Annotated in this window: 22 protein-coding genes and 1 tRNA gene; 15 read left to right on the top strand and 8 right to left on the bottom strand. The window is 63.6% G+C overall.

Annotation, left to right across the window (positions count from 1 at the left end; genetic code table 11):
- Positions 1 to 268 precede the first annotated feature (268 nt).
- The 12 genes from RMET_RS12395 to RMET_RS12340 all read left to right on the top strand — a co-directional run bounded on the left by RMET_RS12395 (position 269) and on the right by RMET_RS12340 (position 14,626).
- Complete coding sequence (locus RMET_RS12395) at positions 269 to 3,091, top strand: FimV/HubP family polar landmark protein (RefSeq protein WP_011517060.1); 2,823 nt, start codon at positions 269 to 271, stop codon at positions 3,089 to 3,091.
- Positions 3,092 to 3,243: 152 nt separating this feature from the next.
- On the top strand, positions 3,244 to 4,074 hold the full coding sequence (truA, locus tag RMET_RS12390; RefSeq protein WP_029307384.1) for a tRNA pseudouridine(38-40) synthase TruA: 831 nt from the start codon (positions 3,244 to 3,246) through the stop codon (positions 4,072 to 4,074).
- Positions 4,052 to 4,759: a phosphoribosylanthranilate isomerase gene (locus RMET_RS12385; RefSeq protein ID WP_029310026.1), complete on the top strand. Its 708-nt coding sequence runs from the start codon at positions 4,052 to 4,054 to the stop codon at positions 4,757 to 4,759. Before truA ends, RMET_RS12385 begins: the two co-directional genes overlap by 23 nt.
- A gap of 89 nt (positions 4,760 to 4,848) precedes the next feature.
- Entirely contained in the window at positions 4,849 to 6,042 is a 1,194-nt protein-coding gene (trpB, locus tag RMET_RS12380) for a tryptophan synthase subunit beta (protein WP_008648451.1), read from the top strand.
- Entirely contained in the window at positions 6,042 to 6,977 is a 936-nt protein-coding gene (locus RMET_RS12375) for a DNA-methyltransferase (RefSeq protein ID WP_011517056.1), read from the top strand. The genes trpB and RMET_RS12375 overlap by 1 nt, the downstream gene beginning before the upstream one ends.
- A gap of 11 nt (positions 6,978 to 6,988) precedes the next feature.
- Positions 6,989 to 7,786 (top strand): tryptophan synthase subunit alpha, encoded by a 798-nt coding sequence (trpA, locus tag RMET_RS12370; RefSeq protein WP_011517055.1) that lies wholly within the window; start codon positions 6,989 to 6,991, stop codon positions 7,784 to 7,786.
- 193 nt (positions 7,787 to 7,979) lie between these two features.
- The gene (accD, locus tag RMET_RS12365) at positions 7,980 to 8,852 is read left to right on the top strand and encodes an acetyl-CoA carboxylase, carboxyltransferase subunit beta (protein ID WP_011517054.1); all 873 of its coding nucleotides are present in this window, start codon (positions 7,980 to 7,982) and stop codon (positions 8,850 to 8,852) included.
- Between the two features lie 78 nt (positions 8,853 to 8,930).
- Positions 8,931 to 10,241, top strand: a complete 1,311-nt coding sequence (folC, locus tag RMET_RS12360) for a bifunctional tetrahydrofolate synthase/dihydrofolate synthase (RefSeq protein WP_011517053.1) — start codon at positions 8,931 to 8,933, stop codon at positions 10,239 to 10,241.
- A 41-nt stretch (positions 10,242 to 10,282) separates the two neighbouring features.
- Positions 10,283 to 11,020 carry an SPOR domain-containing protein gene (locus tag RMET_RS12355; RefSeq protein WP_011517052.1) on the top strand — a complete coding sequence of 246 codons (738 nt, stop codon included), beginning with the start codon at positions 10,283 to 10,285 and terminating at the stop codon, positions 11,018 to 11,020.
- Between the two features lie 215 nt (positions 11,021 to 11,235).
- Positions 11,236 to 11,733 (top strand): CvpA family protein, encoded by a 498-nt coding sequence (locus tag RMET_RS12350; protein WP_011517051.1) that lies wholly within the window; start codon positions 11,236 to 11,238, stop codon positions 11,731 to 11,733.
- A gap of 115 nt (positions 11,734 to 11,848) precedes the next feature.
- Positions 11,849 to 13,381 carry an amidophosphoribosyltransferase gene (gene purF, locus RMET_RS12345; protein WP_008648427.1) on the top strand — a complete coding sequence of 511 codons (1,533 nt, stop codon included), beginning with the start codon at positions 11,849 to 11,851 and terminating at the stop codon, positions 13,379 to 13,381.
- Positions 13,382 to 13,417: 36 nt separating this feature from the next.
- Entirely contained in the window at positions 13,418 to 14,626 is a 1,209-nt protein-coding gene (locus RMET_RS12340; RefSeq protein ID WP_011517050.1) for an O-succinylhomoserine sulfhydrylase, read from the top strand.
- 45 nt (positions 14,627 to 14,671) lie between these two features.
- On the opposite strand, the gene RMET_RS12335 is transcribed toward RMET_RS12340, so the two are convergent.
- Positions 14,672 to 15,529 (bottom strand): ABC transporter permease, encoded by an 858-nt coding sequence (locus RMET_RS12335; RefSeq protein WP_011517049.1) that lies wholly within the window; start codon positions 15,527 to 15,529, stop codon positions 14,672 to 14,674.
- Position 15,530: 1 nt separating this feature from the next.
- Positions 15,531 to 16,424, bottom strand: a complete 894-nt coding sequence (gene nodI, locus RMET_RS12330; RefSeq protein ID WP_017514830.1) for a nodulation factor ABC transporter ATP-binding protein NodI — start codon at positions 16,422 to 16,424, stop codon at positions 15,531 to 15,533.
- A gap of 184 nt (positions 16,425 to 16,608) precedes the next feature.
- Here nodI and RMET_RS12325 point away from each other — a divergent pair, with 184 nt between their 5' ends.
- A complete protein-coding gene (locus tag RMET_RS12325; protein WP_011517047.1) occupies positions 16,609 to 17,226 on the top strand; it encodes a LysE family translocator in 618 nt (205 codons plus the stop codon).
- 64 nt (positions 17,227 to 17,290) lie between these two features.
- Here the strand turns inward: RMET_RS12325 and rpsU are convergent, their stop codons facing one another.
- From rpsU to fdxA, 6 genes are all read right to left on the bottom strand, one after another.
- Positions 17,291 to 17,503 carry a 30S ribosomal protein S21 gene (gene rpsU / locus RMET_RS12320; protein WP_008648415.1) on the bottom strand — a complete coding sequence of 71 codons (213 nt, stop codon included), beginning with the start codon at positions 17,501 to 17,503 and terminating at the stop codon, positions 17,291 to 17,293.
- A gap of 350 nt (positions 17,504 to 17,853) precedes the next feature.
- The gene (locus RMET_RS12315; RefSeq protein ID WP_011517046.1) at positions 17,854 to 18,462 is read right to left on the bottom strand and encodes a LysE family translocator; all 609 of its coding nucleotides are present in this window, start codon (positions 18,460 to 18,462) and stop codon (positions 17,854 to 17,856) included.
- A gap of 24 nt (positions 18,463 to 18,486) precedes the next feature.
- Positions 18,487 to 19,326 (bottom strand): AraC family transcriptional regulator, encoded by an 840-nt coding sequence (locus RMET_RS12310; protein ID WP_011517045.1) that lies wholly within the window; start codon positions 19,324 to 19,326, stop codon positions 18,487 to 18,489.
- Between the two features lie 145 nt (positions 19,327 to 19,471).
- Positions 19,472 to 19,547 (bottom strand) — tRNA-Asn (locus RMET_RS12305).
- A gap of 238 nt (positions 19,548 to 19,785) precedes the next feature.
- On the bottom strand, positions 19,786 to 20,889 hold the full coding sequence (locus RMET_RS12300) for an NAD(P)/FAD-dependent oxidoreductase (RefSeq protein WP_008648409.1): 1,104 nt from the start codon (positions 20,887 to 20,889) through the stop codon (positions 19,786 to 19,788).
- 76 nt (positions 20,890 to 20,965) lie between these two features.
- Entirely contained in the window at positions 20,966 to 21,289 is a 324-nt protein-coding gene (gene fdxA, locus RMET_RS12295) for a ferredoxin FdxA (protein ID WP_008648407.1), read from the bottom strand.
- Positions 21,290 to 21,707: 418 nt separating this feature from the next.
- Between fdxA and RMET_RS12290 the strand changes: the two genes are divergently transcribed.
- Both RMET_RS12290 and pncB read left to right on the top strand, forming a co-directional pair.
- The gene (locus RMET_RS12290; RefSeq protein WP_011517043.1) at positions 21,708 to 22,238 is read left to right on the top strand and encodes a hypothetical protein; all 531 of its coding nucleotides are present in this window, start codon (positions 21,708 to 21,710) and stop codon (positions 22,236 to 22,238) included.
- Between the two features lie 87 nt (positions 22,239 to 22,325).
- On the top strand, positions 22,326 to 23,504 hold the full coding sequence (gene pncB, locus RMET_RS12285; RefSeq protein WP_029307390.1) for a nicotinate phosphoribosyltransferase: 1,179 nt from the start codon (positions 22,326 to 22,328) through the stop codon (positions 23,502 to 23,504).
- Position 23,505 lies beyond the last annotated feature (1 nt).

The following is a 23,505-nucleotide window of genomic DNA, read 5'->3' as shown; positions in this document are numbered from 1 at the left end:
AGGCAACAGAATCTGCTGCTTTGCCTGCAACGCCGCGCCACAGCGCGGCGTTGTTGCATCCGGGTGGCTATTTTCCCCGGGGTTGCGTCACAATACAGCCGGCATGAGCTAGGCCAACGGGGTCAGCGTCACCCAGCGTCCGGGATGCGAGGTGACGAGAAGTGATGTGCGTCCGGGTAGATATTCGATTGGAACCGGTACCGCGCTGCCTGCCATGCGTTTTGGGGTCGGGTTAACTTTTGCTACTAAAAACATAACGGAGCACGAGGTGAGTGTGAGCCTACATCGCCGGAAAGATGCGCCTAATGTCCGTCAGCGCTGGTCAACGCTGGCCGTCACGGCTCTCGGCCTGCTGCTTGTCCAGCCGGCCGCGTATGCCGCGGGGTTCGGGCAACTACGGGTACAGTCCAACCTGGGGCAGCCGCTCCAGGCCGAAATCGATATCACCGGTGTGTCGGCCGAGGAAGCGGGCAGTTTGACTGTCAAGCTTGCCCCGTCGTCCGCCTATGCGCGCGCAGGGCTGACGTACCTGCCAGCCATCTCGAGCGTCAAGCTCGATGTGCAGCAACGCCCGAACGGCAGCTATGTTGCGACCGTCCGCTCGAACCAGCCGCTCAGCGAGCCGTTCGTGGACATTCTGGTCGACATGAGCTGGTCCAGCGGCAAGGTCACGCGGGCGTACACGTTCCTGCTGGATCCGGCCGGTGCCAAGCCGTCCAACCAGACTTTTTCCCCGACCACGGTGGTGCAGGCGGCCACGCCCGATGCAACACCGGCTCCGGCTCCAGCGCCAGCTCCAGCCCGGTCGGCGCCCGCGCCGGCACCGGTGGCAGCCGCCCCCGAGGCCGCGCGTCCGGCTCCTGCGGCGTCGACTCAGCCTCGCGCCCAGCAACAGCCACGGCCCGCCGCGGCTCCGGTGGCGAACGCAGGTGCCGCCGCCAATGGTTCCTATACGGTGCAGCGTGGCGACACGCTCTCTTCCATCGCCGGCGATGCGGTCCAGACGCAGGATTCCGTGTCGCTCGACCAGATGCTGTTGGCGCTGTATCGCAACAATCCCAACGCATTCATCGGCGGCAATATCAACCGGGTCAAGTCGGGTGCAGTGCTGAAGGTGCCGAGCGCCCAGCAGGCACAGGCCGTCAGCCCGCGTGAGGCCCGCCGTGAAGTGGTCGCCCGCACGCAGGGTTTCGACAGCTATCGCAGCCGTCTGGCCGCTGCCGCCGCCGCCAAATCGGTGGAGCCCGGTTCAGGCCGCGAGCAGTCCGGCAATGTGACGGCGCGCGTGCAGGACACCACCGTGCCCGCAGCGGGCCCACGTGACGAACTGAAGCTCTCCAAGGCGGACCGTGGCGCGCAGGGCAAAGCCCAGGCGCAGGCCGAAGCCGACGTGGCCAGCCAGCGCAAGCTCAAGGAAGCCGAGTCGCGCGTGGCTGACCTGGAGAAGAACATCTCCGACATGCAGCGCCTGATGGAGCTGAAGAACGCGGAGATCGCGAAGCTGAATCAGGCCAATCAGGCAGCCAAGGCGCCTGCGCCGGCTGGCAAGGCGGCCGAATCGGCTCCCGCGCCGGCCGTGGTGCCGGCAGAGCCGGCCAAGGCGGCAGCCACGACGACCGCAGCGGCCCCGAGCACCGCCACGCCCGAGCCTGCTCCGGCAGCCACGGCAGCCGCATCGGCACCGCAAGCCCAGGCTGCATCGGCTTCGGATGCTCAGGCCGCTGCTCCCGCTACCGCCACTGCCGCGGCATCGGCTCCGAAGGCAGCAACTGCGGCCGCCGCAGCTTCGGCCCCGGCTGCCGCGAAGAAGCCCGTTGCCCTGCCCAAGCCCGAGCCGTTGCCGCAGCCTTCGCTGCTCGACGGTCTGCTGGCCAACCCGATGCTGCTGCCGGGTGCTGCACTGATGGTTGTGCTGCTGGGCGGATATGCGTACTATCGCCGCCGCCAGAAGCAGAAGTCTGGCGAGAACACTGGCTTTGGCGACAGTATCCTGTCGCAGGAAAGCACGGTGATGGCCGGTGGCCACTCGCTGTTCGGCACTGCCGGTGGACAGAGCGTCGATACGTCGCAGCACAGCGTGTTTGGCGCGGACTTCCGCATTGGCAACAACTCGCCCGAGGCGACGGAAGTCGATCCGATCGCCGAGGCCGAGGTTTACATCGCCTATGGGCGCGACGTGCAGGCGGAGGAAATCCTGCGCGAAGCGTTGCAGCAGAATCCGGAGCGCCAGGCCATTCGCCTGAAGCTCATGGAGATTTACAGCACTCGTCAGGATGTGGAAGGTTTCCGAGTGATCGCAGAAGAAATGTTCGCCCAGACGGGTGGGCACGGCGCGGACTGGCTACAGGCCGCCGAAATGGGCCGCAAGCTGGATCCGAGCAACGCGTTGTACCTGTCCGTCGCGCCGGATACGTCGGTCGAGGCGGATACGACCACCCCGGTGGCCGATCAATGGCGCACGCAGGATCCCGCCGCGAACTTGACGCAACCGCCGGCCATGCCGGACTTGGCCTTGCCGCTCGATGCCTTCCCGGCACCGGCGGCGGGGGAGCCCATCGTGGCGCCCGAATCCGCTTCGCTGGTATTCGGTAACGATCTCGAGTCGGAGCCTGTGCGTCTCGACGACGCACTCGACGAACGTCACGATGCTGGCGTGCCGGCGCTCGATACGCCGACCCGTTCGCGTCCGCTTGAGTTCGATATGTCGAGCCTGTCGCTGGACCTGAATCCGGAAAAGCTGGAGCAGGACTCCGCCAAGCCGCTGTCCGGTATGGCGCAGTCACTGGACGAATCCACGGTGCCACTGCCCGCGCCGACGATGCTCCAGGGCGGCAAGCTCGTCGAGCCGATCGATCTGTCGCGCGTGACGTCGGAGGGGAGGCACGGCGATTCGAATGGCATGTCCGCCAGCACGTTGTCGGTCACCACGATGGATGGCAGCCGCGATATGCAGATCAAGCTCGATCTGGCGCGCGCCTATATCGAGATCGGCGACAAGGAAGGTGCCCGCGAACTGCTGCAGGAGGTGGTCGATCAATCGCAAGATTCCCTGCAGGAGGAAGCCCGCTCGTTGCTGCGCGAGGTGGCCTGATCCATTGCGACAGACGGCCGAGGGGCACGCCCTAAAGGTCGGTATGATGCAGGGTTTGCGGCAGATGCCTTGCCGCAACCCGAAGCGATGCGCCGGAAGCGTCCCTTCCGGCGCATTTTGTTTTTGTGCCATCAGGAAACTGTTTCTTGCCTGTGAACCGCATCGCCATCGGCCTCCACTATGACGGCTCGGCCTACTCCGGCTGGCAGTCGCAGCCCCATCGCAATACCGTGCAGGACCACCTCGAGGACGCGATCGAGCGCTTCGCAGGCGTGCGACTGCTGACCACGGTAGCCGGGCGGACGGATGCAGGTGTGCACGCGCTGGGGCAGGTCATCCACCTCGACACCGAACTCGACCGCGACCGCTTTTCATGGGTTCGCGGCGTCAACGCCTTCCTGCCTCCGTCGATCGCGCTGCAGTGGGCGGAGCCCGTCGACGAGAACTTCCACGCGCGCTTCCTGGCCTACGAGCGCATGTATTACTACGCGCTGTACACGGGGCCGCATCGCGCACCGATGATTCACGGCCGTGCCGGTTACCTGATGCTGCCGCACGGGCAGCGGCTCGATACCGAGGCGATGCGCCGGGCGTCGGCATGTCTGCTCGGCGAACATGATTTCTCGGCGTTTCGCGCCGCCGAATGCCAGGCCAAGTCGCCCGTCAAGACGATGTACGACGTGACGATCGAGGCGGATGGCAACTGGGTGTTCCTGCGCTTCCGGGCCAGCGCCTTCCTGCACCACATGGTGCGTAACCTGATGGGCTGCCTCGTGGCGGTGGGGCGTGGCCGATATCCTGCCGAGTGGATGGCGGAAGTGCTGGAAGGGCGCAATCGCCAGAAGGCCGCGCCAACCTTCATGCCGGACGGGCTCTATCTGGTCGACGTGAAGTATCCTGAGCCATACCAGTTGCCCAAGGCGGACCCGGCCGCCAGCTTCTTCCACGGAGTATTTGTCGATGACAGCCACGATGGCGCTTGAGCCCCGCACGCGCATCAAGATCTGCGGCCTGACGCGCGAAGAGGACGTGCGCGCCGCCGTGGACGCCGGTGCCGATGCGATCGGTCTGGTCTTCTACGCCAGGAGCCCACGCCACGTGGATGTGGCCCACGCCGCGGCCCTGGCCGAACTGGTGCCGCCGTTCGTGTCCGTGGTTGGCCTGTTCGTCAATGCAGATGCCGAAGAGGTGGCCCATGTGGCCGAGCGTGTGCCGTTGACGTTGCTTCAGTTCCACGGCGACGAGACGCCCCAGCAGTGCACCGAGATCGCCCGGCGCTGCCGGCTGCCATTCATGCGTGCCGCACGTGTCCGCCCGGGGCTCGATTTGGTAGAATTCGCAAATCAATATCGTGACGCTTCCGGCCTGCTGCTCGATGCCTTCGTGGAAGGCTATGGCGGTGGCGGCCACGTTTTCGACTGGACCCTGATTCCTGCCCAATGGCTTCCGCCCAATCCTGCCAATCCCCGCGCAAACGACGCTCCTCGCATCGTTTTGAGTGGTGGATTGAACGCGCAAAACGTCGCTGGAGCGATTGAGCGCGTGCGGCCCTACGCTGTGGATGTCAGCAGCGGCGTGGAGGCCAGCAAGGGTGTGAAAGACCACGCCCGTATTGCCGCATTCGTGCGCGCCGTTCGACAGGCCGACGCAGGGCGATCCGCAGGATAATTCCCTCCGCCTTCCGTGGCTCACGGCCGCGCCGACCCCGATACCCCGCGCGTCATCCCATGGCTGACGCGCTTCCTGAGAGCCTGGACATGTACGACCTGCCCGATTCCCGTGGCCACTTTGGCCCCTATGGCGGTACCTTCGTTTCCGAAACCCTGGTTCACGCGCTGGACGAGTTGCGCGACGCCTACGCGCGATACCAGAAGGACCCTGATTTCGACGCCGAGTATCGCCGCGAACTGAAGCACTTCGTTGGCCGCCCGTCGCCGATCTATCACGCGCAACGCTGGAGCGAGACGCTCGGTGGCGCGCAGATCTACCTCAAGCGCGAAGACCTGAACCACACTGGCGCGCACAAGATCAACAACGTGATCGGCCAGGCGCTGCTTGCCAAGCGCATGGGCAAGAAGCGTGTGATTGCCGAAACCGGCGCGGGCCAGCATGGCGTGGCCACGGCCACGATCGCGGCGCGCTTTGGCATGGAGTGCGTGGTCTACATGGGCTCCGAGGACGTGCGCCGCCAGGCGGCCAATGTCTATCGCATGAAGCTGCTGGGCGCCACCGTGGTGCCTGTGGAAAGCGGCTCGCGCACGCTCAAGGACGCGCTCAATGAAGCGATGCGCGACTGGGTGACCAACGTCGAGACCACGTTCTACATCATCGGCACCGTGGCCGGCCCGCACCCCTACCCGATGATGGTGCGCGATTTCCAGTGCGTGATCGGCGAGGAAGCCAAGGTGCAGATGCCCGAACTCGCGGGTCGCCAGCCCGACGCCGTGATCGCGTGCGTCGGCGGCGGTTCGAACGCGATGGGCATCTTCTATCCGTATATCGAACACAAGGATGTGCAGTTGATCGGCGTGGAAGCGGCCGGTGATGGCCTGGATTCGGGTCGCCACGCTGCTGCGCTGATCGGCGGTTCCCCGGGCGTGCTGCACGGCAACCGTACCTATCTGCTGCAGGACGCCAACGGCCAGATCATCGAGACGCACTCGGTGTCGGCAGGCCTGGACTACCCCGGCGTCGGCCCCGAGCACGCGTGGCTGAAGGACATGGGCCGCGCGCAGTACGTGCCGATCACCGACGAAGAGGCCCTCAAGGCGTTTCACGACTGCTGCCGCATCGAAGGCATCATCCCAGCGCTCGAATCGAGCCATGCGATCGCCTATGCGTGCAAGCTGGCGCCGACGCTGGGCCGCGACAAGCTGCTGCTCGTGAACCTGTCCGGGCGTGGCGACAAGGACATGCATACCGTGGCCGAACGCGCGGGGTTGAAGCTCTGATGCGTACGCTGCCTCCCAATACGACGCTGCCCCAGTCCGAGGCGGGCGGGGCGGGCTCGGAACCGTTCGATATTCTCGATACGGCAACCATGCGCCTCTATCAGGAAGACGTGCTCGAAGGGATCAAGCGTATCCCCGACGGCTCGATCGACCTGGTCGTGGCGGACCCGCCCTATGGCCTTGGCAAGGACTACGGCAACGATTCCGACCTGCTGTCGGGCGATGCCTATCTCGAGTGGTCGGAGCGCTGGATGGACGCGATCGTGCCCAAGATCGCGCCACGCGGCACGCTGTACCTGTTCTGCACCTGGCAGTACTCGCCCGAGCTGTTCGTCATGCTCAAGCGGCGCATGACGATGATCAACGAGATCATCTGGGATCGCCGCGTGCCGAGCATGGGCGGCACCACGCGAAAGTTCTCGTCGGTGCACGACAACATCGGTTTCTTCGCTCGTCAGCGCGACTACTTCTTCGATCTCGATCCGGTACGGATTCCGTACGACGCCGAGACCAAGAAGGCGCGCAGCCGGCCGCGCTTCGAGGGCAAGAAATGGCTCGAGGTGGGGTACAACCCGAAGGACCTGTGGAGCGTGCCGCGCATTCACCGCCAGGACCCGGAGCGGGCCGACCATCCGACGCAGAAGCCGCTCGAGATCGTCGAGCGCATGGTGCTGTCCAGCTGTCCGCCGGGCGGCATCGTGCTCGACCCATTCACGGGCAGCGGCACGACCGCCGTGGCTTGCGTCCGGCACGGCCGCAGTTTCGTCGGATTCGAGATGAATCCGGAGTACGCCGGCCTGGTGCGCGAGCGCGTGACCGCCGCGCAGCCCGTGTATGCGCCGCTCAAGCCGCAAGCGTCCGATGTCGCCGATACCGCCGACGCCGCCAATGACGATGCCAATGAAGCGGCATCGCCCGTGCAACGCCTTATCTGATTGCCACTGACATGTCCCGTATCCAGAAGACTTTCGCGGCACTGGCCGCGCAGCAGAAGAAGGGCCTGATTCCGTTCATCACCGCCGGCGATCCGGCTCCCGCGTTGACCGTCGACCTGATGCACGCCCTCGTGGCTGGCGGCGCCGACGTGATCGAGCTTGGCGTGCCGTTTTCGGACCCGATGGCCGACGGCCCCGTGATTCAGCGCGCCTCCGAGCGCGCGCTGGCCCAGGGCGTTTCGCTGACGCAGGTGCTGGCCTGGGTGACCGAGTTCCGCAAGACGAACGCGACCACGCCGGTAGTGCTGATGGGCTACGCCAACCCGATCGAGCGCATGGGTGAGGAAACCTTCGCCAAGGCGGCCAGCGCGGCCGGCGTGGACGGCGTGCTCGTGGTCGACTACCCGCCCGAAGAGTGCGAGTCTTTCGCCGCGCTGATGCGCGCGAACCAGATGGACCCGATCTTCCTGCTGGCGCCGACCTCGACCGACGACCGTATCGCCGCGGTGGCGAAGGTGGCCAGTGGCTATCTGTACTACGTGTCGCTCACGGGCGTGACCGGCTCGGCCACGCTCGACCTCGAGAGCGTGGCTGCGCGTCTGCCGCTGATCAAGCAGCACGCGAACCTGCCCGTGGGCGTGGGTTTCGGTATCCGTGATGCGCAAACCGCACGTGCCATCGGCAGCGTGGCCGACGCCGTGGTGATTGGCAGCCGCCTGGTGCAGTTGCTTGAGGATGCGCCGCGCGAGAAGGCCGTGGACTCCCTGCGTGCCTTTATCGCCGACATCCGCCAGGCACTGGACGCCTGATTTCTGGTCCAACGCTTGACGTACCGCTGAGAAAATCGCGCCATTTATGATTCTTGCTGCACAAATGGCGCGTTTTGCTTCGGTCCGATGGCCCGGGCATGGTAAATTCGCGGCCTGATTCCCTGCCGTTCCTGTATTCGCCCCTCCCGAAGGAGGCCCGCGCGCGGACGGCAGTTATCCGAAAGGAGCTTTCATGAGCTGGTTGGATAAACTCCTGCCTCCCAAGATTCAACAGACCGACCCCTCCACCCGCAAGGGCATTCCGGAAGGGCTGTGGGTCAAGTGCCCGTCGTGCGAGGCCACGCTGTACCGTACCGACGTCGAGGCCAATCTTCACGTCTGCCCGAAGTGCGACCACCATATGCGCATCGGTTCGCGCGAGCGCCTGGACAAGCTGCTCGACGCCGAAGGCCGCTATGAAATCGGCCAGGAAATCGTGCCGGTGGACGCCCTGAAGTTCAAGGACACCAAGAAGTACCCGGACCGTATCAAGGCCGCCATGGATGACACCGGCGAGACCGACGCGATGGTGGTGATGGGTGGCGCGATCCACACCATTCCCGTGGTCGTGGCCTGCTTCGAGTTCGAGTTCATGGGTGGTTCGATGGGCTCGGTAGTGGGCGAGCGTTTTGCCCGTGGCGCCCAGGCGGCGCTGGAGCAGAAAGTGCCGTTCATCTGCGTAACTGCCACCGGTGGCGCGCGGATGCAGGAAAGCCTGCTGTCGCTGATGCAGATGGCCAAGACCACGGCCATGCTGAACCTGCTTTCGAATGCCAAGCTGCCGTTCATCAGCGTGCTGACCGATCCGACGATGGGTGGTGTTTCGGCAAGCTTCGCGTTCTTGGGCGATGTGGTCATCGCCGAGCCGAAGGCGCTGATCGGTTTTGCCGGCCCGCGTGTGATCGAGCAGACCGTGCGCGAAAAGCTGCCGGAAGGCTTCCAGCGTGCCGAGTTCCTGATGCAGAAGGGCGCGATCGACATGATCGTGGACCGCCGCCGCCTGCGCGCCGAACTGGCGCAACTGCTGGCGCTGCTGCAGAAGCAGCCGGCTGACGCGGTAGCCTGACGCGGCAAGCAAATTTGCAGGACAATGGCGCGGGTGCCGAATACCCGCGCCATTTTGCTTTTGTAGTTCTGAATCCGTATGCCCATCTTCCACAATCTCCCCGACTGGCTCGCACATCTTGAAACCGCTCACCCCGTGGGCATCGACATGGGCCTGAGCCGCATCACGCGGGTCAAGGAAGCGCTGGGCCTGCGTATCGACGCCGTGGTCTTCACGGTGGGCGGTACCAACGGCAAGGGATCCACCTGCGCGATCCTGGAGCGCATCCTGCTCGAAGCGGGCTACAAGGTGGGCCTGCATACCTCGCCGCACCTGATCCAGTTCAACGAGCGTGCCCGCCTCAATGGCGAGCAGGCGACGGACGCCCAGCTTCTGCCGCATTTCGAGGCCGTCGAGCGCGCACGCACGAGCTTTGCCGATCCGGTCAGCCTGACGTATTTCGAGTTCACGACGCTGGCGATCATCCACATGTTTGCCGAAGCCGGACTCGACGCGATCATTCTGGAAGTCGGTCTCGGTGGCCGCCTGGATGCGGTCAATGTGATTGATACGGACTGCGCGATTATCACGAGTGTGGATATCGACCACACCCAGTACCTTGGCGACACACGTGAGAAGATCGGCTACGAGAAGGCCGGCATCTTCCGCCCGCACGTGCCGGCGATCGTCGGCGATCCCTTGCCACCGCAGTCGGTGATCGATCACGCCGAGGCGATCGGCGCCGAACTCTGGCTCGTGGGACGCGATTTCCGCCACCAGGCCGCGCAGGGCCAGGAACGCCAGCAATGGGACTGGGCCAGCCGCGACCGCAAGCTGAATGGCCTGGGCTACCCGGCATTGCGTGGCGCCAACCAGCTGCTCAACGCATCTGCGGCGCTGGCCGCGCTGCAGGCCATGCGTTCGCGCCTGCCTGTGAGCGCGCAGGAAGTGCGCAACGGCCTGGCGTTCGTGGAGTTGCCGGGACGGTTCCAGGTGCTGCCGGGCCGACCGGCCGTGATCCTCGATGTCGCGCACAACCCCCATGCCGCAGCGACGCTTGGACAGAACCTTGAGAATATGGGGTTCTTCCGTTACACCTATGCGGTGTTCGGCGCCATGCACGACAAGGACATCGCCGGCGTGCTGCAACACGTGGCCGACAAGGTGGACCACTGGTGCCTGTGCGACCTGCCGACCGACCGGGCCGCTACTGCCGCGGAATTGCGCGAGAAGCTTGAGGCAACTGGCTTCCGTGAGGGCCCGGACAACACCGTTGCATGTTTTTCCAGCCCCGAACTTGCGTATCGCGATGCTGTCGAGCGCGCTACCGAGAATGATAGAATCCTGGTCTTCGGGTCGTTCTACACAGTGGCCGGCGTGATGGCATATCGTGCCACGCAGGCCAACTGAGCCGGAACGGCATCGCACCGAACACCATACTTTGGGCATCTATGGGCCTGCTTTCGCTGTTCTCGTCCCGTAAGGGCACTGACCCGGCACCCGAACGCGGTCGCCGCACGCGCGCGGAATCGAGCGCCGGCATCGGCGCGTCGCGTCGGACGGCGGACGAATACGCTGACGATACCCTTGACCCCGATTTTCCCCAGAAGCAACGCGCGCGGCGTCGTCTGATCGGTGCCGTGGTGCTGCTCGCGGCCGCGATCATCGTGTTGCCGATCATGTTCGAGCACAAGCCGCGTCCGGTTTCGGAGGATGTGGCCGTCAGCGTGGCCAACGGGCAGGGCGCCACGCAAAAGCCGAAGGTCGAGGCACGCAAGGCCGAGCCGCTGCCACCGTCCGCCAATGCCAATCGCAACGATGCGGCGCTAGACGCGGGCGAGGAGATCGTCACCGCACCCGCTTCGGATAAGTCCGACAAATCCGACAAGCCGAAGGCTGACGCGAAGCCTGACACCAAGGTTGCCGATAGCAAGCCGGCGGACAAGCCTGCCGCCGCCGGCACGAAGTACCTGATTATGATTGGCGCGTTCTCGTCGGAAGAACGCGCGAAGAACTGGCTGGCTAAGCTCAAGGAGAGCAAGGTGCCGGCCTATGTGGAAAAGAAGACGCTGGCCGATGGCGAGCGGAACCTGCTGCGGGCAGGTCCGTTCACCAGTCGCGACGCCGCCGAGGCGGCGGAGAAGAAGGTCAAGGCGATCGGACTCACTTCGAAGATCGTGGAGCAGTAAGAGGCGCTTTCAACATGAAGCGAAGCGGTGCTGGCTAGCCGCGCGGACGCAGACAGTACAAGTGGACTGGCCAAGGCCGCGCAGCGACGCCAGCGTCATTTTGATAGCGCCTCTAAGCCGATGCGTCGGCGAGTGGGCACGTGGTGTGCCGCGACGTATCGCAATCCGGCAGTCTGCCCCCATCTGACAGGAACGCATCGGACCGCCCAGGACGCATGGCTTTTACTTTTTTCGATTACGCGGTGGCCTTCATCGTGGTGGCCTCGGGCCTGGTTGGCATACTGCGTGGCCTGGTGCGCGAAGTGCTCGCGCTGGTGGGCTGGGTCGTGGCTTTCGTGCTGGCATACCATTTCGGCGGCATGGCCGCACAATGGATGCCGGAGTCGCTGCCTGGCGGCGAACTGACGCGCAGCGCGCTGGGCTTTCTCGCCGTATTCTTTGGTACGTGGATCGTCGCCGCGTTGGCGGGGGCGATTCTGGGCCAGTTACTGGAATCCACCGGGCTGAAGCCGGCGGATCGCGGCCTGGGGCTGTTGTTCGGGCTGGCGCGTGGCGCGCTGATCGTGATGCTGGTCGTCGTGCTGGCGGGCCTCACCAGGCTGCCAGAAGAGCCATTCTGGCGTGACGCGGTGTCGCGCCCCTATGTGATGCAGGCCATGGACGAGCTGCGGCACTGGCTGCCGCCGGACCTGGCCAAATATGTGAAGACGTGAGCGCCTGCGGGCGTTGCTCGACAGAGCGCACCCGCGGCGACAGTGACAACGCAGATCCCGTTCTCCCTTGACGGGATTGCGCCCCTGAATCATTTGCCTTTCCTGGGAGTTCGGCATGTGCGGTATCGTCGGTGCGGTTTCCACCAGCCCTGTCAATCAACTCATCTATGACAGCCTGCTGCTGTTGCAACACCGCGGACAGGATGCAGCCGGCATCGCCACGGCCAATGGCAGCACCTTTCACATGCACAAGGCCAACGGCATGGTGCGTGACGTGTTCCGCACGCGCAACATGCGCAGCCTGCCGGGCACGTCGGGCATCGGCCAGGTGCGCTACCCGACCGCCGGTTCCGCGTCGAGCGAGGAAGAAGCACAGCCGTTCTATGTGAACGCGCCGTACGGCGTCATCCTCGCCCACAACGGCAACCTGACCAACTCGGAACAGTTGCGCGAGGAAATGTTCCGTCGCGATCGCCGCCACATCAACACGCATTCGGACTCCGAAGTGCTGCTGAACGTGCTGGCCGACGAACTGCAACGCGCCAGCAGCGGCAACGAACTGGACCCGGAGACAATCTTCAAGGCCGTCGCGGGCATGCACCGCCGCGTCAAGGGTGCCTATGCGATCACCGCGCAGATCGCCGGCTACGGCCTGCTGGCCGTACGCGATCCGTTCGGCATCCGCCCGCTGTGTATTGGCAGCGTCGACACCCCGACCGGCAAGGAATACCTCATCGCCTCGGAATCCGTGGCCCTGGAAGGCATCGGCTACCAGATGGAGCGCGATGTGGCGCCGGGCGAGGCGATTTTCATCGACCTGGACGGCTCGTTCCACAGCAAGCAGTGCGCTGATAATCCGGTGCTGACGCCATGCATCTTCGAGTATGTCTATCTGGCCCGTCCGGATTCGTGCATTGACGGCGTGCCGGTCTACGATGCCCGCCTGCGCATGGGCGACTACCTGGCCGAAAAGATCCGCCGCGAAGTGCCGGCTGGCGATATTGACGTGGTCATGCCGATTCCCGATTCGAGCCGCCCGGCCGCCATGCAGGTGGCCAATGCGCTCGGCGTGCAGTACCGCGAGGGCTTCTTCAAGAACCGCTACGTGGGCCGTACGTTCATCATGCCGGGCCAGGCAGTGCGCAAGAAGTCGGTGCGCCAGAAGCTCAATGCGATGGGTGTCGAGTTCAAGGGCAAGAACGTGCTGATCGTCGACGATTCGATCGTCCGTGGTACCACGTCGCTCGAGATCGTGCAGATGGCGCGTGACGCAGGTGCGAAGAAGGTGATCTTCGCGTCGGCAGCGCCGCCGGTGAAGTTCCCGAACGTCTACGGTATCGACATGCCCACGCGTGCCGAACTGGTGGCCTATGGTCGCACGGACGAAGAAGTGGCGCGCATGATCGGCGCCGACCAGCTCGTCTACCAGGACGTGGAAGCGATGAAGCAGGCTGTGCGCGACATCAACCCGAACCTGCGTGACTTTGATGCGTCGTGCTTCGACGGCAAGTACGTTACCGGCGATATCGACGACGCCTATCTGGAGCGCCTCGAGACCGCGCGTAGCCTGGCCGATCGTGAAGGCACCAACGGCGGTGAAACCGAACGTTCGCAGCTGCATCTGCAGCGCTCGGGCGGCAACGAATAACAAGAGACAAGAATCTTCGGAAGGCAGCAAAGCAGCATGAGCGAACCGTTCAACCCCGACGCCTACGGCATTGATACCCTCGGCGTGCGCGCCGGCACGCTGCGCACTGGCGAATTCATGGAGCACTCCGAGGCGATGTACCTGACCTCGAGCTTCTGCTTCAACAGTGCAGCCGAAGCCGCCGCACGCTTCGCCAACTCGGAAGAGGGTTACACCTACTCGCGCTTCACGAATCCGACCGTGTCGATGTTCCAGTCGCGCCTGGCCGCGCTGGAAGGCGCGGAGGCCTGCATGGCCACGGCTTCGGGCATGAGCGCGATTCTGTCGGTGGCGCTCGCCACGCTGCAGGCCGGCGATCACCTGGTCAGCTCGCGTTCGATCTTCGGCTCGACGATGACGCTGTTCAACTCGATCCTGGCCAAGTTCGGTGTGGAGACGACCTACGTCGACGGCACCGATCTGGCTGCCTGGCGTGCCGCTGTGAAGCCGAACACGAAGCTGTTCTTCCTGGAGACGCCGTCGAACCCGCTGACCGAGGTGTCCGATATCGCGGCAGTTGCCGATATTGCGCACAATGCCGGCGCGCTGTTCGTGGTCGACAACTGCTTCTGCTCACCGGCTTTGCAGCAGCCGATCAAGTTCGGTGCCGATGTGGTGGTGCATTCGGCCACCAAGCACATCGATGGCCAGGGCCGCGTGCTTGGCGGCGCGGTGGTCGGCAAGCACGATTTCATCATGGGCAAGGTGTTCCCGTTCGTGCGTACGGCGGGCCCGACGCTGTCGGCGTTCAACGCGTGGGTGATGCTCAAGGGCATGGAAACGCTGGCGATCCGCATGGAGCGTCACTCGCAGAGCGCGTTGGCGATTGCCGAGTTCCTCGAGTCACATCCGGCCGTGAATCGTGTGTTCCACCCGGCGCTGAAGTCGCATCCGCAGTACGAGATCGCCCAACGCCAGCAGAGCGGGGGCGGCGCGATCGTGTCGTTCGAGTTGAAGGGCGATAGCCCCGAAGCCATGCGTGCTGCTGCGTGGCGCGTGATCGACAGCACGAAGCTGTGCTCGATCACCGGCAATCTCGGCGACACGCGCACGACGATCACCCATCCGTACACCACCACCCACGGTCGCGTGGCGCCTGAAGCCAAGGCCGCCGCCGGCATCAGCGAAGGGCTGATCCGACTGGCCGTTGGCCTGGAGTCCGTGGAGGATCTCAAGGCCGATCTGCTGCGCGGCCTGGGCCAGTAAGCGGTTGGTTTTTCTCCCCTTGCCCATGACTGGGCGAGGGGGGCTTCACCGCAGCATCCTCTTCCTCAGCAGCACCAGCGCCACCGTCAGCGCCACGACTGCATACGCCGCGAGCACACCGACGTGCAGCGCGACATTCTCCACCGGCCGCCCCAACATCAACGGGCGAATCAATGCCACCGCGTGCGCCAGCGGTAACACCTGCGTGGCGGCCTGCGCGCCTTCCGGCAACTGTTCGAGCGGAAAGAACACGCCCGATAGCAGCAGCATCGGCGTCATGACCAGCGTCTGGTAGAACATGAAGAAGTCGTAGCTCGGTGCCAGCGCGGTCACGATCATTGCCAGACTGGCGAACGTCACACCCGCCAGCACGATGACCGGTAGCGCCCCGAGCGCGCTCGGAAACTGCGCATAGCCCAGAAGACCGGCCACCAGCATGATCGCCACCCCGGACAGCACAGCCTTGCTGGCTGCCCATAGCACCTCGCCCAGCACCACGTCGCCCAGCGTCAGTGGAGCGTGCATGATTGCTTCCCAGGTGCGCTGCACATGCATGCGCGAGAACGCCGAATACATCGACTCGAAGCTAGCGGACATCATCACGCTCGACGCAGTTGTGCCTGCCGCGAGAAACGCGATATACGACACGCCATGCACATTGCCGACCAGCAATCCAAGCCCGAGACCCAGGCCGAACAGATAGATCATCGGATCCGCCAGGTTGCCGATCAATGACGGCACGGCCAGCTTCTTCCAGACCATGTAGTTGCGGTACCAGACCATCATCCAGTTGCGCGCATTGCGTGGCAGCAGCGGCTGAGGGTAGCGCTGGTGGGTTTGCACGACAGGCGGCGCGCTGGCGACGATCGCGTCAGTGCTTCGTGGTGGATCCAGTTCGCTCATTTCAATCCCTCATCTCGCGGCCGGTCAACTTGAGGAACACGTCCTCGAGGTTGGCGGGCCGATGCAGGTAGCGCACGCCGCCCTTGCCATGCAGGGCGGCCAGCAGCGGAGCCGGCTCGCGCACGTAGAAGAACAGCGTTTCGCCGCGCATTTCGGTCCGTTCAGCCAGGGGCGTCAGCGTGTCGCGCAGCGGTTCGAGCTCATCGCCGTAGACTTCCACCACATCGCAGCCGATCTCGCTGTCGATCAGTTCATGTGGCTTGCCTTCAGCGATCTTGCGACCCGCGTCGATGACGCACAGGTGGTTGCAGAGCCGTTCGGCTTCCTCCATGAAGTGGGTGGTCAGCAGAATCGTCTTGCCGGCCGAGAGCAGTGATTTGAGTCGCTCCCAGATCAGGTGTCGGGCCTGCGGGTCGAGGCCCGTGGTCGGCTCGTCCATGATCAGCAGGTCAGGATCGTTGATCAGCGCTCGCGCCACGGTCAGCCGCCGCCGCATGCCGCCAGAGAGATCGCGTACCTGCGCGTCGGCACGGCTTTCCAGTCGCGCGAACTCGAGCAGCTTCGGCACTCGCTCCGCGATCTGGGCGGAGGACAGGCCAAAGTAGCGCCCGAAGATGCGCAGGTTCTCGATGACGGAGAAGTCGGGATCGAGATTGTCGAATTGCGGCACTACGCCCACGCGCATCCGCGCCTGTGGGGCGCGTTGCGGAATCGGTTCACCGCAAAGCATCAGCGTGCCGGATGCTGGCGTAGTCAGGCCCAGCAACATCCGCAGCGTGGTGGTCTTGCCGGCGCCATTCGGGCCGAGCAGGCCGAAGCACTGGCCGGGCTGGACTTCCAGGTCCAGGTTGTCGACCACGACGTGGTCGCCATAGAGTTTGCGCACATTGCGCATCTGGAGGATTGCGGTCAAGGCGAGGTCCCGAGGATGCGATATCTGCCATTATGCAGGGCATCGTTCGGCGTATTGTTGCGCGAATCACGGCGAGACAATTCCATTTGCCGGAGTGTAGGTTGGCTAACGCGCGACGTTCGGCTTACTCTTAATATTTCCGAAGCCGGACTTCAAAGGAGCCGTGATGACTTTCGAACACTGGATTACGTTCGTGTTGACCAGCGTGATCCTGCTGATCATTCCAGGGCCGACGATCCTCCTTGTGATCGGCGATGCGCTCGCGCACCGCGGCCGCAGCGCCTATGCCACGGTGGCTGGTGTGGCTTGTGGCGACCTGACGGCCTTCACGCTGTCGATGGCCGGCCTGGGAGCGGTGCTGGCGGCCTCTGCCACGCTTTTCACGGCCCTCAAGTGGGTTGGGGCGGCCTATCTGGTCTATCTCGGTGTGCAGGCGCTGCGTACCGCGAATCAGGCCCGGGAACTCGAGGTGGCGCCGCAGTCCGGCAGCGGCGCCCAGCGCTTTGCCAAGGCATGGTTGGTCACGGCGCTGAACCCGAAGAGCATCGTGTTCTTCGTGGCCTTTGTGCCGCAGTTCATGGATGCGAAGTTGGCATTCTGGTCGCAGGCCGTGGTGCTGATCCCGACCTTCGTTGTGCTGGCGAGTGCCAATGCCACGGTTTATGCGCTGCTGGCGCGTTCGCTGGCGACTCGGCTGACCACGCGACGGGCGCAGGCCAATATGCAGCGTGCCGGCGGCATTACGCTGATTGGGGCGGGCGCGCTGATCGCCACGCGTTCCTAGGCGGTGCCGCAGGGACGAAAAAAAACCGCCAGCTTGCTGGCGGTTTTTCTTGGCAATGCGCGAATCAGTAGAGCTTCTTCGGCAGCATTTGCATACGCAGACGCTTGCGCAGACGGGCCTCGGCAGCCTTCTTCTTGCGCTTGCGCTCGGTCGTCGGCTTTTCGTAGGCGGTGCGGCTCTTCAGTTCCACGATCAGGCCAGTCTGCAGAATGGCGCGACGGAAACGACGCATTGCAACTTCAACGGGCTCGCCCGGTTTCAGAACGATCTTAGTCAATTCAGTCCTTCGGAAATTACCGCCTGGGGCGGTGGGTTCATAGGGGGAAACGTGTCATGTCAGGCTCCGGAGCCTTTCGCGACGGTGGTATTGCACACAGCGGCGAATGCCGTGGTGCGCCCCTAGAACCTGCTGTGGACCGAAATCCGTACTGCCTGTGTCAGGGGTGATGGGCCAAATTTTCCTAGCTAGGTAAAAACTTGGCGGTCTACCTGTTTCCGTGAATATTGCGCAAGAAATACGCCGGTAAGCTTTTACAGGTATACCGGGGGGTGAGTCAAGTAAACTTGGGCAATCCGAGATCATACACCAGGAAATGTGCGCGACGACCGCCAAACGAGGGATTGGCGTTACTGCAACAGGCTGCACCATGCCGAGATCAGTAGTACAAGCGCCATGAGGCGGTCAAAGCGCTTCATCATGGCGGGCGATCGGATGAAGCGGGTGGCACCCGCGCCGAGGGCCGCCCATACGCCCATGCAGGGCAGCGAGACGACAAAGAAGGTGAGTGACAGCAGGATCACCTGATGCGACTGGTCTGATCCGTGGCCCGCGAAAACACTTACCACGGCCAGCGCCATCATCCAGGTCTTCGGATTCACGAGCTGCAAGGCGGCCGCGCCTGCGAGGCCGAGTGACCGTTTGTCTTTGCTGTCGACCTCGACACTTGCCGCCGGGCTGCTCCAGATCTGCCACGCCAGCCAGGAGAGCCAGAGCACGCCGCTCCAGGCCATCACGCGTTGGACCTGCGGATGGTCAGTCAAGGCATCGCCAATGCCGATGCCGACGGCCAGTACCAGCAAGGCTGCGCCGCCACAGCCGCCTATGATGATTGGCAGCGTTGCCACGATTCCGCGGCGGGCGCTGTGGCTCAGTACGATGACGTTGGTCGGGCCGGGCGTGATCGACGCAACGATCGCGAAAAGCAGGAAAGGAAGGAAAGGGAGCGTGTCGAGCATGTGGCCATTGTTGCGGCCGATGTCTCACGCGTCTGGAAGATTTGAGCAGCGCTTGCGGTAGTGCGCGGGTGTCAGGCCATAGGCGCGCCGGAACCAGCGTCCCAGATGGCTCTGGTCGGCAAAGCCGAGCGCGACGGCGACATCGGCTGGCGTTGCGCCTCGGGCCAGGAGGTGTCGTGCGCGCGCCAGACGCATCTGCACCAGATAGGCATGCGGCGCGATGCCGAATGCCGCTTTGAATGCGCGTGTCAGTCGATAGCGATCCACGCCGCTGATCGCAGCCAGGTCATCGAGCCCGATATCGTGATCAAGGTGGTCGTGGAGATAGTCGCGCGCCCGCTGTGCCACCAGGGGCAAGCGCGGGTCGAATGCGTGATGCGCGCGCCAATGCAGATGCGCTGTCAGTTGGGCGAGCAGCGCATCGAGTGCCGACTGACGGACGATGCGCAATTCGGGCTGCTGCAGGACCGTATAGGCGCTACCGATGGCCGAGATCAGCGCAGGGTCTTCTCTCAGGGTCTGAGCAAAGCCGGGTTGGCAGTGCGCTGGGGCGTCCTCGAATACGGCGCGTAGCTCGCGCTCCATCCACTGTGCGTCGAGATAGAGCATCGAGTAGGTGAAGCCTTCCGGCGCCACCGCGTAGCCATCATGGATCTCGCCAGGCTCCAGCGTGAACACCTTGCCGGGGGTGCTGCGCTGGACTTCGCGGCGACAGTGGAACTGCTGAATGCCCTGCTCGGTGTATCCGACCAGGTAGCTGTCATGCCAGTGAGGATCGTAGGCGTGGCCAGTGAAATGGGCGCGAATCGTCTCGATGCCAGTGCTGGCATCCTGCCTGAGATCGATCCAGCTTTGGGGGCTCACAGCGATTTTTGCGTTTCGGTTCCTTGAGCGGGCATCTTATACAGTCTGATGCGAAGGCTCTGGAACGTTTGTGCAGGGGAGGGGTGTCGGACGCGCAAAAAGAAAAAGGCCGATGCTTTCGCATCGGCCTTCCTCTTCTATCGGTTGGCTCCCCGACCTGGGCTCGAACCAGGGACCTACGGATTAACAGTCCGGCGCTCTACCGACTGAGCTATCGGGGAACAGCTGAGAAAGAAATTATAACCAGCTTCTCTTCGTTTCGTCAACAACTTTTTAACGTTTTGTTTTCGCTAGAAGTTGTTGCCAGAACTCTGGTTCGCCTCGAAACCGGCTTGCAGCGGGCGTTTCCACCTTTTGCAGCGTTGCCGTGTTTAGCAGCGAGGCCGCATTATAGCCAGCTTTTCGATTTATGCAAACAAAAAACCGCCCGGAGGCGGCTTTTTTGTTTCGGTTCCGATCTCAGTCGAAAACCGGCGTCTCCACGCCAAGCACCTTGTGCAGCTTCGGCGAGGTCGTCGTGTACTGCATGTGGATCTTCTTGTCCGGGAAGATGTACGGCGCGGCGCCGAAAGCAGCCAGCGCGGCTTCGTGGAAGCCCGACAGGATCAGCTTCTTCTTGCCCGGGTAGGTGTTGATGTCGCCAACCGCGAAGATGCCCGGGATGTTCGTCTCGAACTTCTCGGTGTCCACCTTGATCTGCTTGCGCTCGAGGTCCAGGCCCCATTCGGCGATCGGGCCGAGCTTCGGCGAAAGGCCGAAGAACACGAGGATGTCGTCGACGGGCATACGGCGGGTCACGCCGTCGGCGCCGGTCACCTTGATCTCGGTGAGCACGCCATCCTTCTCTTCATAGCCGCCGATCTGGCCGACCATGAATTGCATTTCCATCTGCTCGCACAGCTCGCGCATCTTGGCCACCGATGCCGGTGCGGCACGGAAACCATCGCGGCGGTGGATCATCACCACCGACTCGGCCTTGCCCACCAGATCCAGCGTCCAGTCCAGCGCCGAATCACCACCGCCGACGACGACCAGATTGCGGCCGTGGAAGCGGCTCGGATCCTTGACGCGGTAGAACAGCTGCTTTCCTTCGAACTTGTCGATGCCTTCCACCTTCAGCGTGCGCGGCTGGAACGAGCCAACGCCGGCGGCGATGAAGATGGTCTTGGTGATGAAGCGGGTTCCAAGCGATGTTTCGACGAAGAAGCGGCCGTCTTCGCGGCGCTCCACGACGCTCACTTCCTGACCCAGATGGAACGTCGGCGAGAACGGCTCGATCTGCTTCAGCAGGTTGTCGGTCAGTTCCTGGCCCGTGCAGATGGGCACGGCCGGGATATCGTAGATCGGCTTGTCCGGATACAGCTCGACGCACTGGCCGCCCACTACCTTGAGCGAGTCGATGATGTGTGCCTTGATTTCGAGCAGCCCCAGTTCAAAGACCTGGAACAGGCCGACCGGGCCAGCGCCCACGATCAGCGCGTCAATTTCCAGCGGCTGACCGCCAGGGTTCCCGCCGGCCTGATGGGTCGCGTCGGCCACGGGGTTAGGAATGCTCAAGTCCATATTCGTCCTGATACGTTGTGGGCACACATGTGCCCGGCATTGCTAGAAAGCGCGGGGGACGGCTCTCTGTATTTTTTTAGCGCTGCAGGTATTGCAGCTTGTCGGTGGCGTCCTTCCATTCCTCGGCTTCGGCCAGCGGGGCCTTGGTCTTGGTGATGGACGGCCAGATCCGGGAGAGTTCGGCATTCAGTTCGATGAACTGTTGCTGATCGCCCGGCACGTCTTCCTCGGCGTAGATCGCGTTGACCGGGCACTCGGCCACGCACACGGCGCAGTCGATGCATTCGTCCGGGTCGATGGACAGGAAGTTCGGGCCTTCGCGGAAACAATCGACCGGACACACATCAACGCAGTCGGTATAGCGGCAACGGATGCAGGATTCGGTGACAACGTGAGTCATTTCGGTTCCAGAAAAACGGATCGGTCTTCAAATGGGGGAGGTCCAAGGCCGCATTCTTGCCCGGCGTTCCCGCCAGTCACCCGACATGCGTCAAGCGCAGCGCAAGTCAATCGGGATAACTTGGGGCGAACGGGGGCCGTGGACTTTCAAAGACCGATATTGTAGCCGAGCCTTCCCGCAAGAATAGCGAGTCTATATAGCTGGGTAAGATAGTTTTCTTATTTCTTTATGTGTTTTGTTGGCAATTCGATTCGAAAGTCGGCCTGCCAGGCGGCTTTCGTGGCGTTCAGGGCATCGGAACCGGTGGCGAACCGCTAATATTCTCCCTACGACGCCTGTGGCTACCCAGGGTAAAAGTGCCGCCACGGGCCCTTGCGGGACATTCAGACCACGCAGCATCCGACCGGGGATCCATGCCATGCCGGCACGCCATCTGTTCCGATTCGCAGTTTGCCTGACCACAGCGATGCTTGCGCCGCTGCCGTTGGCCGCCCAGTCGTTGGCGCCGGCGGACGGATCCGCGGCCATGGCCGATAGCGTGGTCTCCCGGCTGGTGGCCTGGCGGGCGCGGACAGATCAGCCGGTCACGCTTTCATCGCTGACGGCGTTCGAATGGGATAGCTTCAGCGTGGTCCGCGCGGCCGCCGGCGACCCGATGGCCAATTGCAGCCGCGAAGGTCTTGTGCCATGCGGCCCGGACCTGCACCCGCCGCCCGGCTCGATGATCCAGGTGCTGCGCTTCGACCGGGCCGGCCGTTCGGTCTACCAGGAGCGCATCATGGTCGCATCGGCCAATTTCGCCGATCCTTTGCCGACTGCGGTGCCACGTGCGCAGGCCACGCTGGTCACCTGCCCGAACGAGCAGGGGGTGCCGCTCTGGTGTGTGCAGACGCCCCGCAAGTCGGAACAGAAGCCGCCACAAGGACTGCGCTCGCTCGATGGCGGCTGACGACGCCAGGCCACGCCAGCGCGCCTCCGCGATACTTTCGGTTAGCATGATGGCCTGACTTCCGGTATGCCCCCGTCTGGCCTCGTTATGATCATCCGTTCCCTGCTCGACACTGACCTGTACAAATTCACGATGATGCAGGTGGTGCTGCATCACTTCCCGCAGGCCCAGGTGGAGTACCGCTTCAAGTGCCGCAACGCCGGGGTCGACCTGACGCCGTACGTCGACGAGATCCGGTCCCAGATCACGCAGCTTTGTCAGTTGCGATTCACCGACGATGAACTCAATTACCTGCGTGGCCTGCGCTTCATCAAAAGCGACTTTGTCGAGTTTCTGGCGCTGTTCCATCTGAACGAGAAGTACGTGCAGGTGCTGCCGTCGGCCAAGGGTAATGGCGAAATCGAGATCATCATCAAGGGTCCGTGGCTTCATACGATCCTGTTCGAGATTCCGCTGCTGGCCATCGTCAACGAGGTGTACTTCCGACGTACCCAGCCGAAGCCCGATCTGGCGGAGGGCCGTCGCCGGCTGCAGGCCAAGCTGGAGCTGCTCGCGGCGCCGCCCTATGTGGATTGCGTGATCGCGGACTACGGCACCCGCCGCCGGTTCTCGTGCGACTGGCAGGAGGAGGTCCTGCTGTCGATGCGCGACGCCATTGGCCCGCAATTGGCCGGCACCAGCAACGTCCACTTCGCGCGTCTGCACAACATGACGCCGCTTGGCACGATGGCGCACGAGTACCTGCAGGCCTGCCAGGCCCTTGGGCCGCGCCTGCGTGATTCGCAGGTCTACGCGCTGGAGCGGTGGGCACACGAGTATCGTGGTGACCTTGGCATCGCGCTTTCGGACACCTACGGCTTCGACGCATTCCTGCGGGACTTCGATCTCTATTTCTGCAAGCTGTTCGATGGCGTGCGACACGATTCGGGCGATCCGTTCGAATGGGGCGAGCGGATGATCGCGCACTACGCAGCGAACCGCGTGGATCCGCGCGGCAAGACGCTGATCTTCAGCGATGCGCTGGACATTCCCAAGGTCATCGAGCTCTATGAGCGATTCCGTGGCCGTTGCAAGCTCGCATTCGGTGTGGGCACCAACCTGACCAATGATCTTGGCTACAAGCCATTGCAGATCGTGATCAAGATGGTGCGCTGCAATGGGCAGCCCGTGGCCAAGCTGTCGGACACGCCCGAGAAGACGATGTGCGACGATCCCGGCTATCTGTCGTACCTGCGGCAGGTGTTCGCGGTTCAGGCCCCCGCTTAGG

Origin of the sequence: Cupriavidus metallidurans CH34, from assembly GCF_000196015.1 — a bacterium.
GTDB classification, from domain to species: Bacteria; Pseudomonadota; Gammaproteobacteria; order Burkholderiales; family Burkholderiaceae; genus Cupriavidus; species Cupriavidus metallidurans.
The sequence above is the reverse complement of the archived record's forward strand: the minus strand, read 5'-3'. Positions and strand labels throughout refer to the sequence as shown.

Excerpts from the sequence above, each read along its gene's own strand:
- RMET_RS12290 (WP_011517043.1), top strand. The coding sequence starts at position 21,708 with ATGCCGGCACGCCATCTGTTCCGATTCGCAGTTTGCCTGACCACAGCG.
- RMET_RS12375 (WP_011517056.1), top strand. The coding sequence starts at position 6,042 with ATGCGTACGCTGCCTCCCAATACGACGCTGCCCCAGTCCGAGGCGGGC.
- RMET_RS12385 (WP_029310026.1), top strand. The coding sequence starts at position 4,052 with ATGACAGCCACGATGGCGCTTGAGCCCCGCACGCGCATCAAGATCTGC.
- trpA (WP_011517055.1), top strand. The coding sequence starts at position 6,989 with ATGTCCCGTATCCAGAAGACTTTCGCGGCACTGGCCGCGCAGCAGAAG.
- RMET_RS12315 (WP_011517046.1), bottom strand. The coding sequence starts at position 18,462 with ATGCTCGACACGCTCCCTTTCCTTCCTTTCCTGCTTTTCGCGATCGTT.
- RMET_RS12300 (WP_008648409.1), bottom strand. The coding sequence starts at position 20,889 with ATGGACTTGAGCATTCCTAACCCCGTGGCCGACGCGACCCATCAGGCC.
- fdxA (WP_008648407.1), bottom strand. The coding sequence starts at position 21,289 with ATGACTCACGTTGTCACCGAATCCTGCATCCGTTGCCGCTATACCGAC.
- RMET_RS12355 (WP_011517052.1), top strand. The coding sequence starts at position 10,283 with ATGGGCCTGCTTTCGCTGTTCTCGTCCCGTAAGGGCACTGACCCGGCA.
- nodI (WP_017514830.1), bottom strand. The coding sequence starts at position 16,424 with ATGCGCAATGTGCGCAAACTCTATGGCGACCACGTCGTGGTCGACAAC.
- RMET_RS12325 (WP_011517047.1), top strand. The coding sequence starts at position 16,609 with ATGACTTTCGAACACTGGATTACGTTCGTGTTGACCAGCGTGATCCTG.
- folC (WP_011517053.1), top strand. The coding sequence starts at position 8,931 with ATGCCCATCTTCCACAATCTCCCCGACTGGCTCGCACATCTTGAAACC.
- accD (WP_011517054.1), top strand. The coding sequence starts at position 7,980 with ATGAGCTGGTTGGATAAACTCCTGCCTCCCAAGATTCAACAGACCGAC.
- RMET_RS12340 (WP_011517050.1), top strand. The coding sequence starts at position 13,418 with ATGAGCGAACCGTTCAACCCCGACGCCTACGGCATTGATACCCTCGGC.
- pncB (WP_029307390.1), top strand. The coding sequence starts at position 22,326 with ATGATCATCCGTTCCCTGCTCGACACTGACCTGTACAAATTCACGATG.
- RMET_RS12350 (WP_011517051.1), top strand. The coding sequence starts at position 11,236 with ATGGCTTTTACTTTTTTCGATTACGCGGTGGCCTTCATCGTGGTGGCC.
- purF (WP_008648427.1), top strand. The coding sequence starts at position 11,849 with ATGTGCGGTATCGTCGGTGCGGTTTCCACCAGCCCTGTCAATCAACTC.
- trpB (WP_008648451.1), top strand. The coding sequence starts at position 4,849 with ATGTACGACCTGCCCGATTCCCGTGGCCACTTTGGCCCCTATGGCGGT.
- RMET_RS12335 (WP_011517049.1), bottom strand. The coding sequence starts at position 15,529 with ATGAGCGAACTGGATCCACCACGAAGCACTGACGCGATCGTCGCCAGC.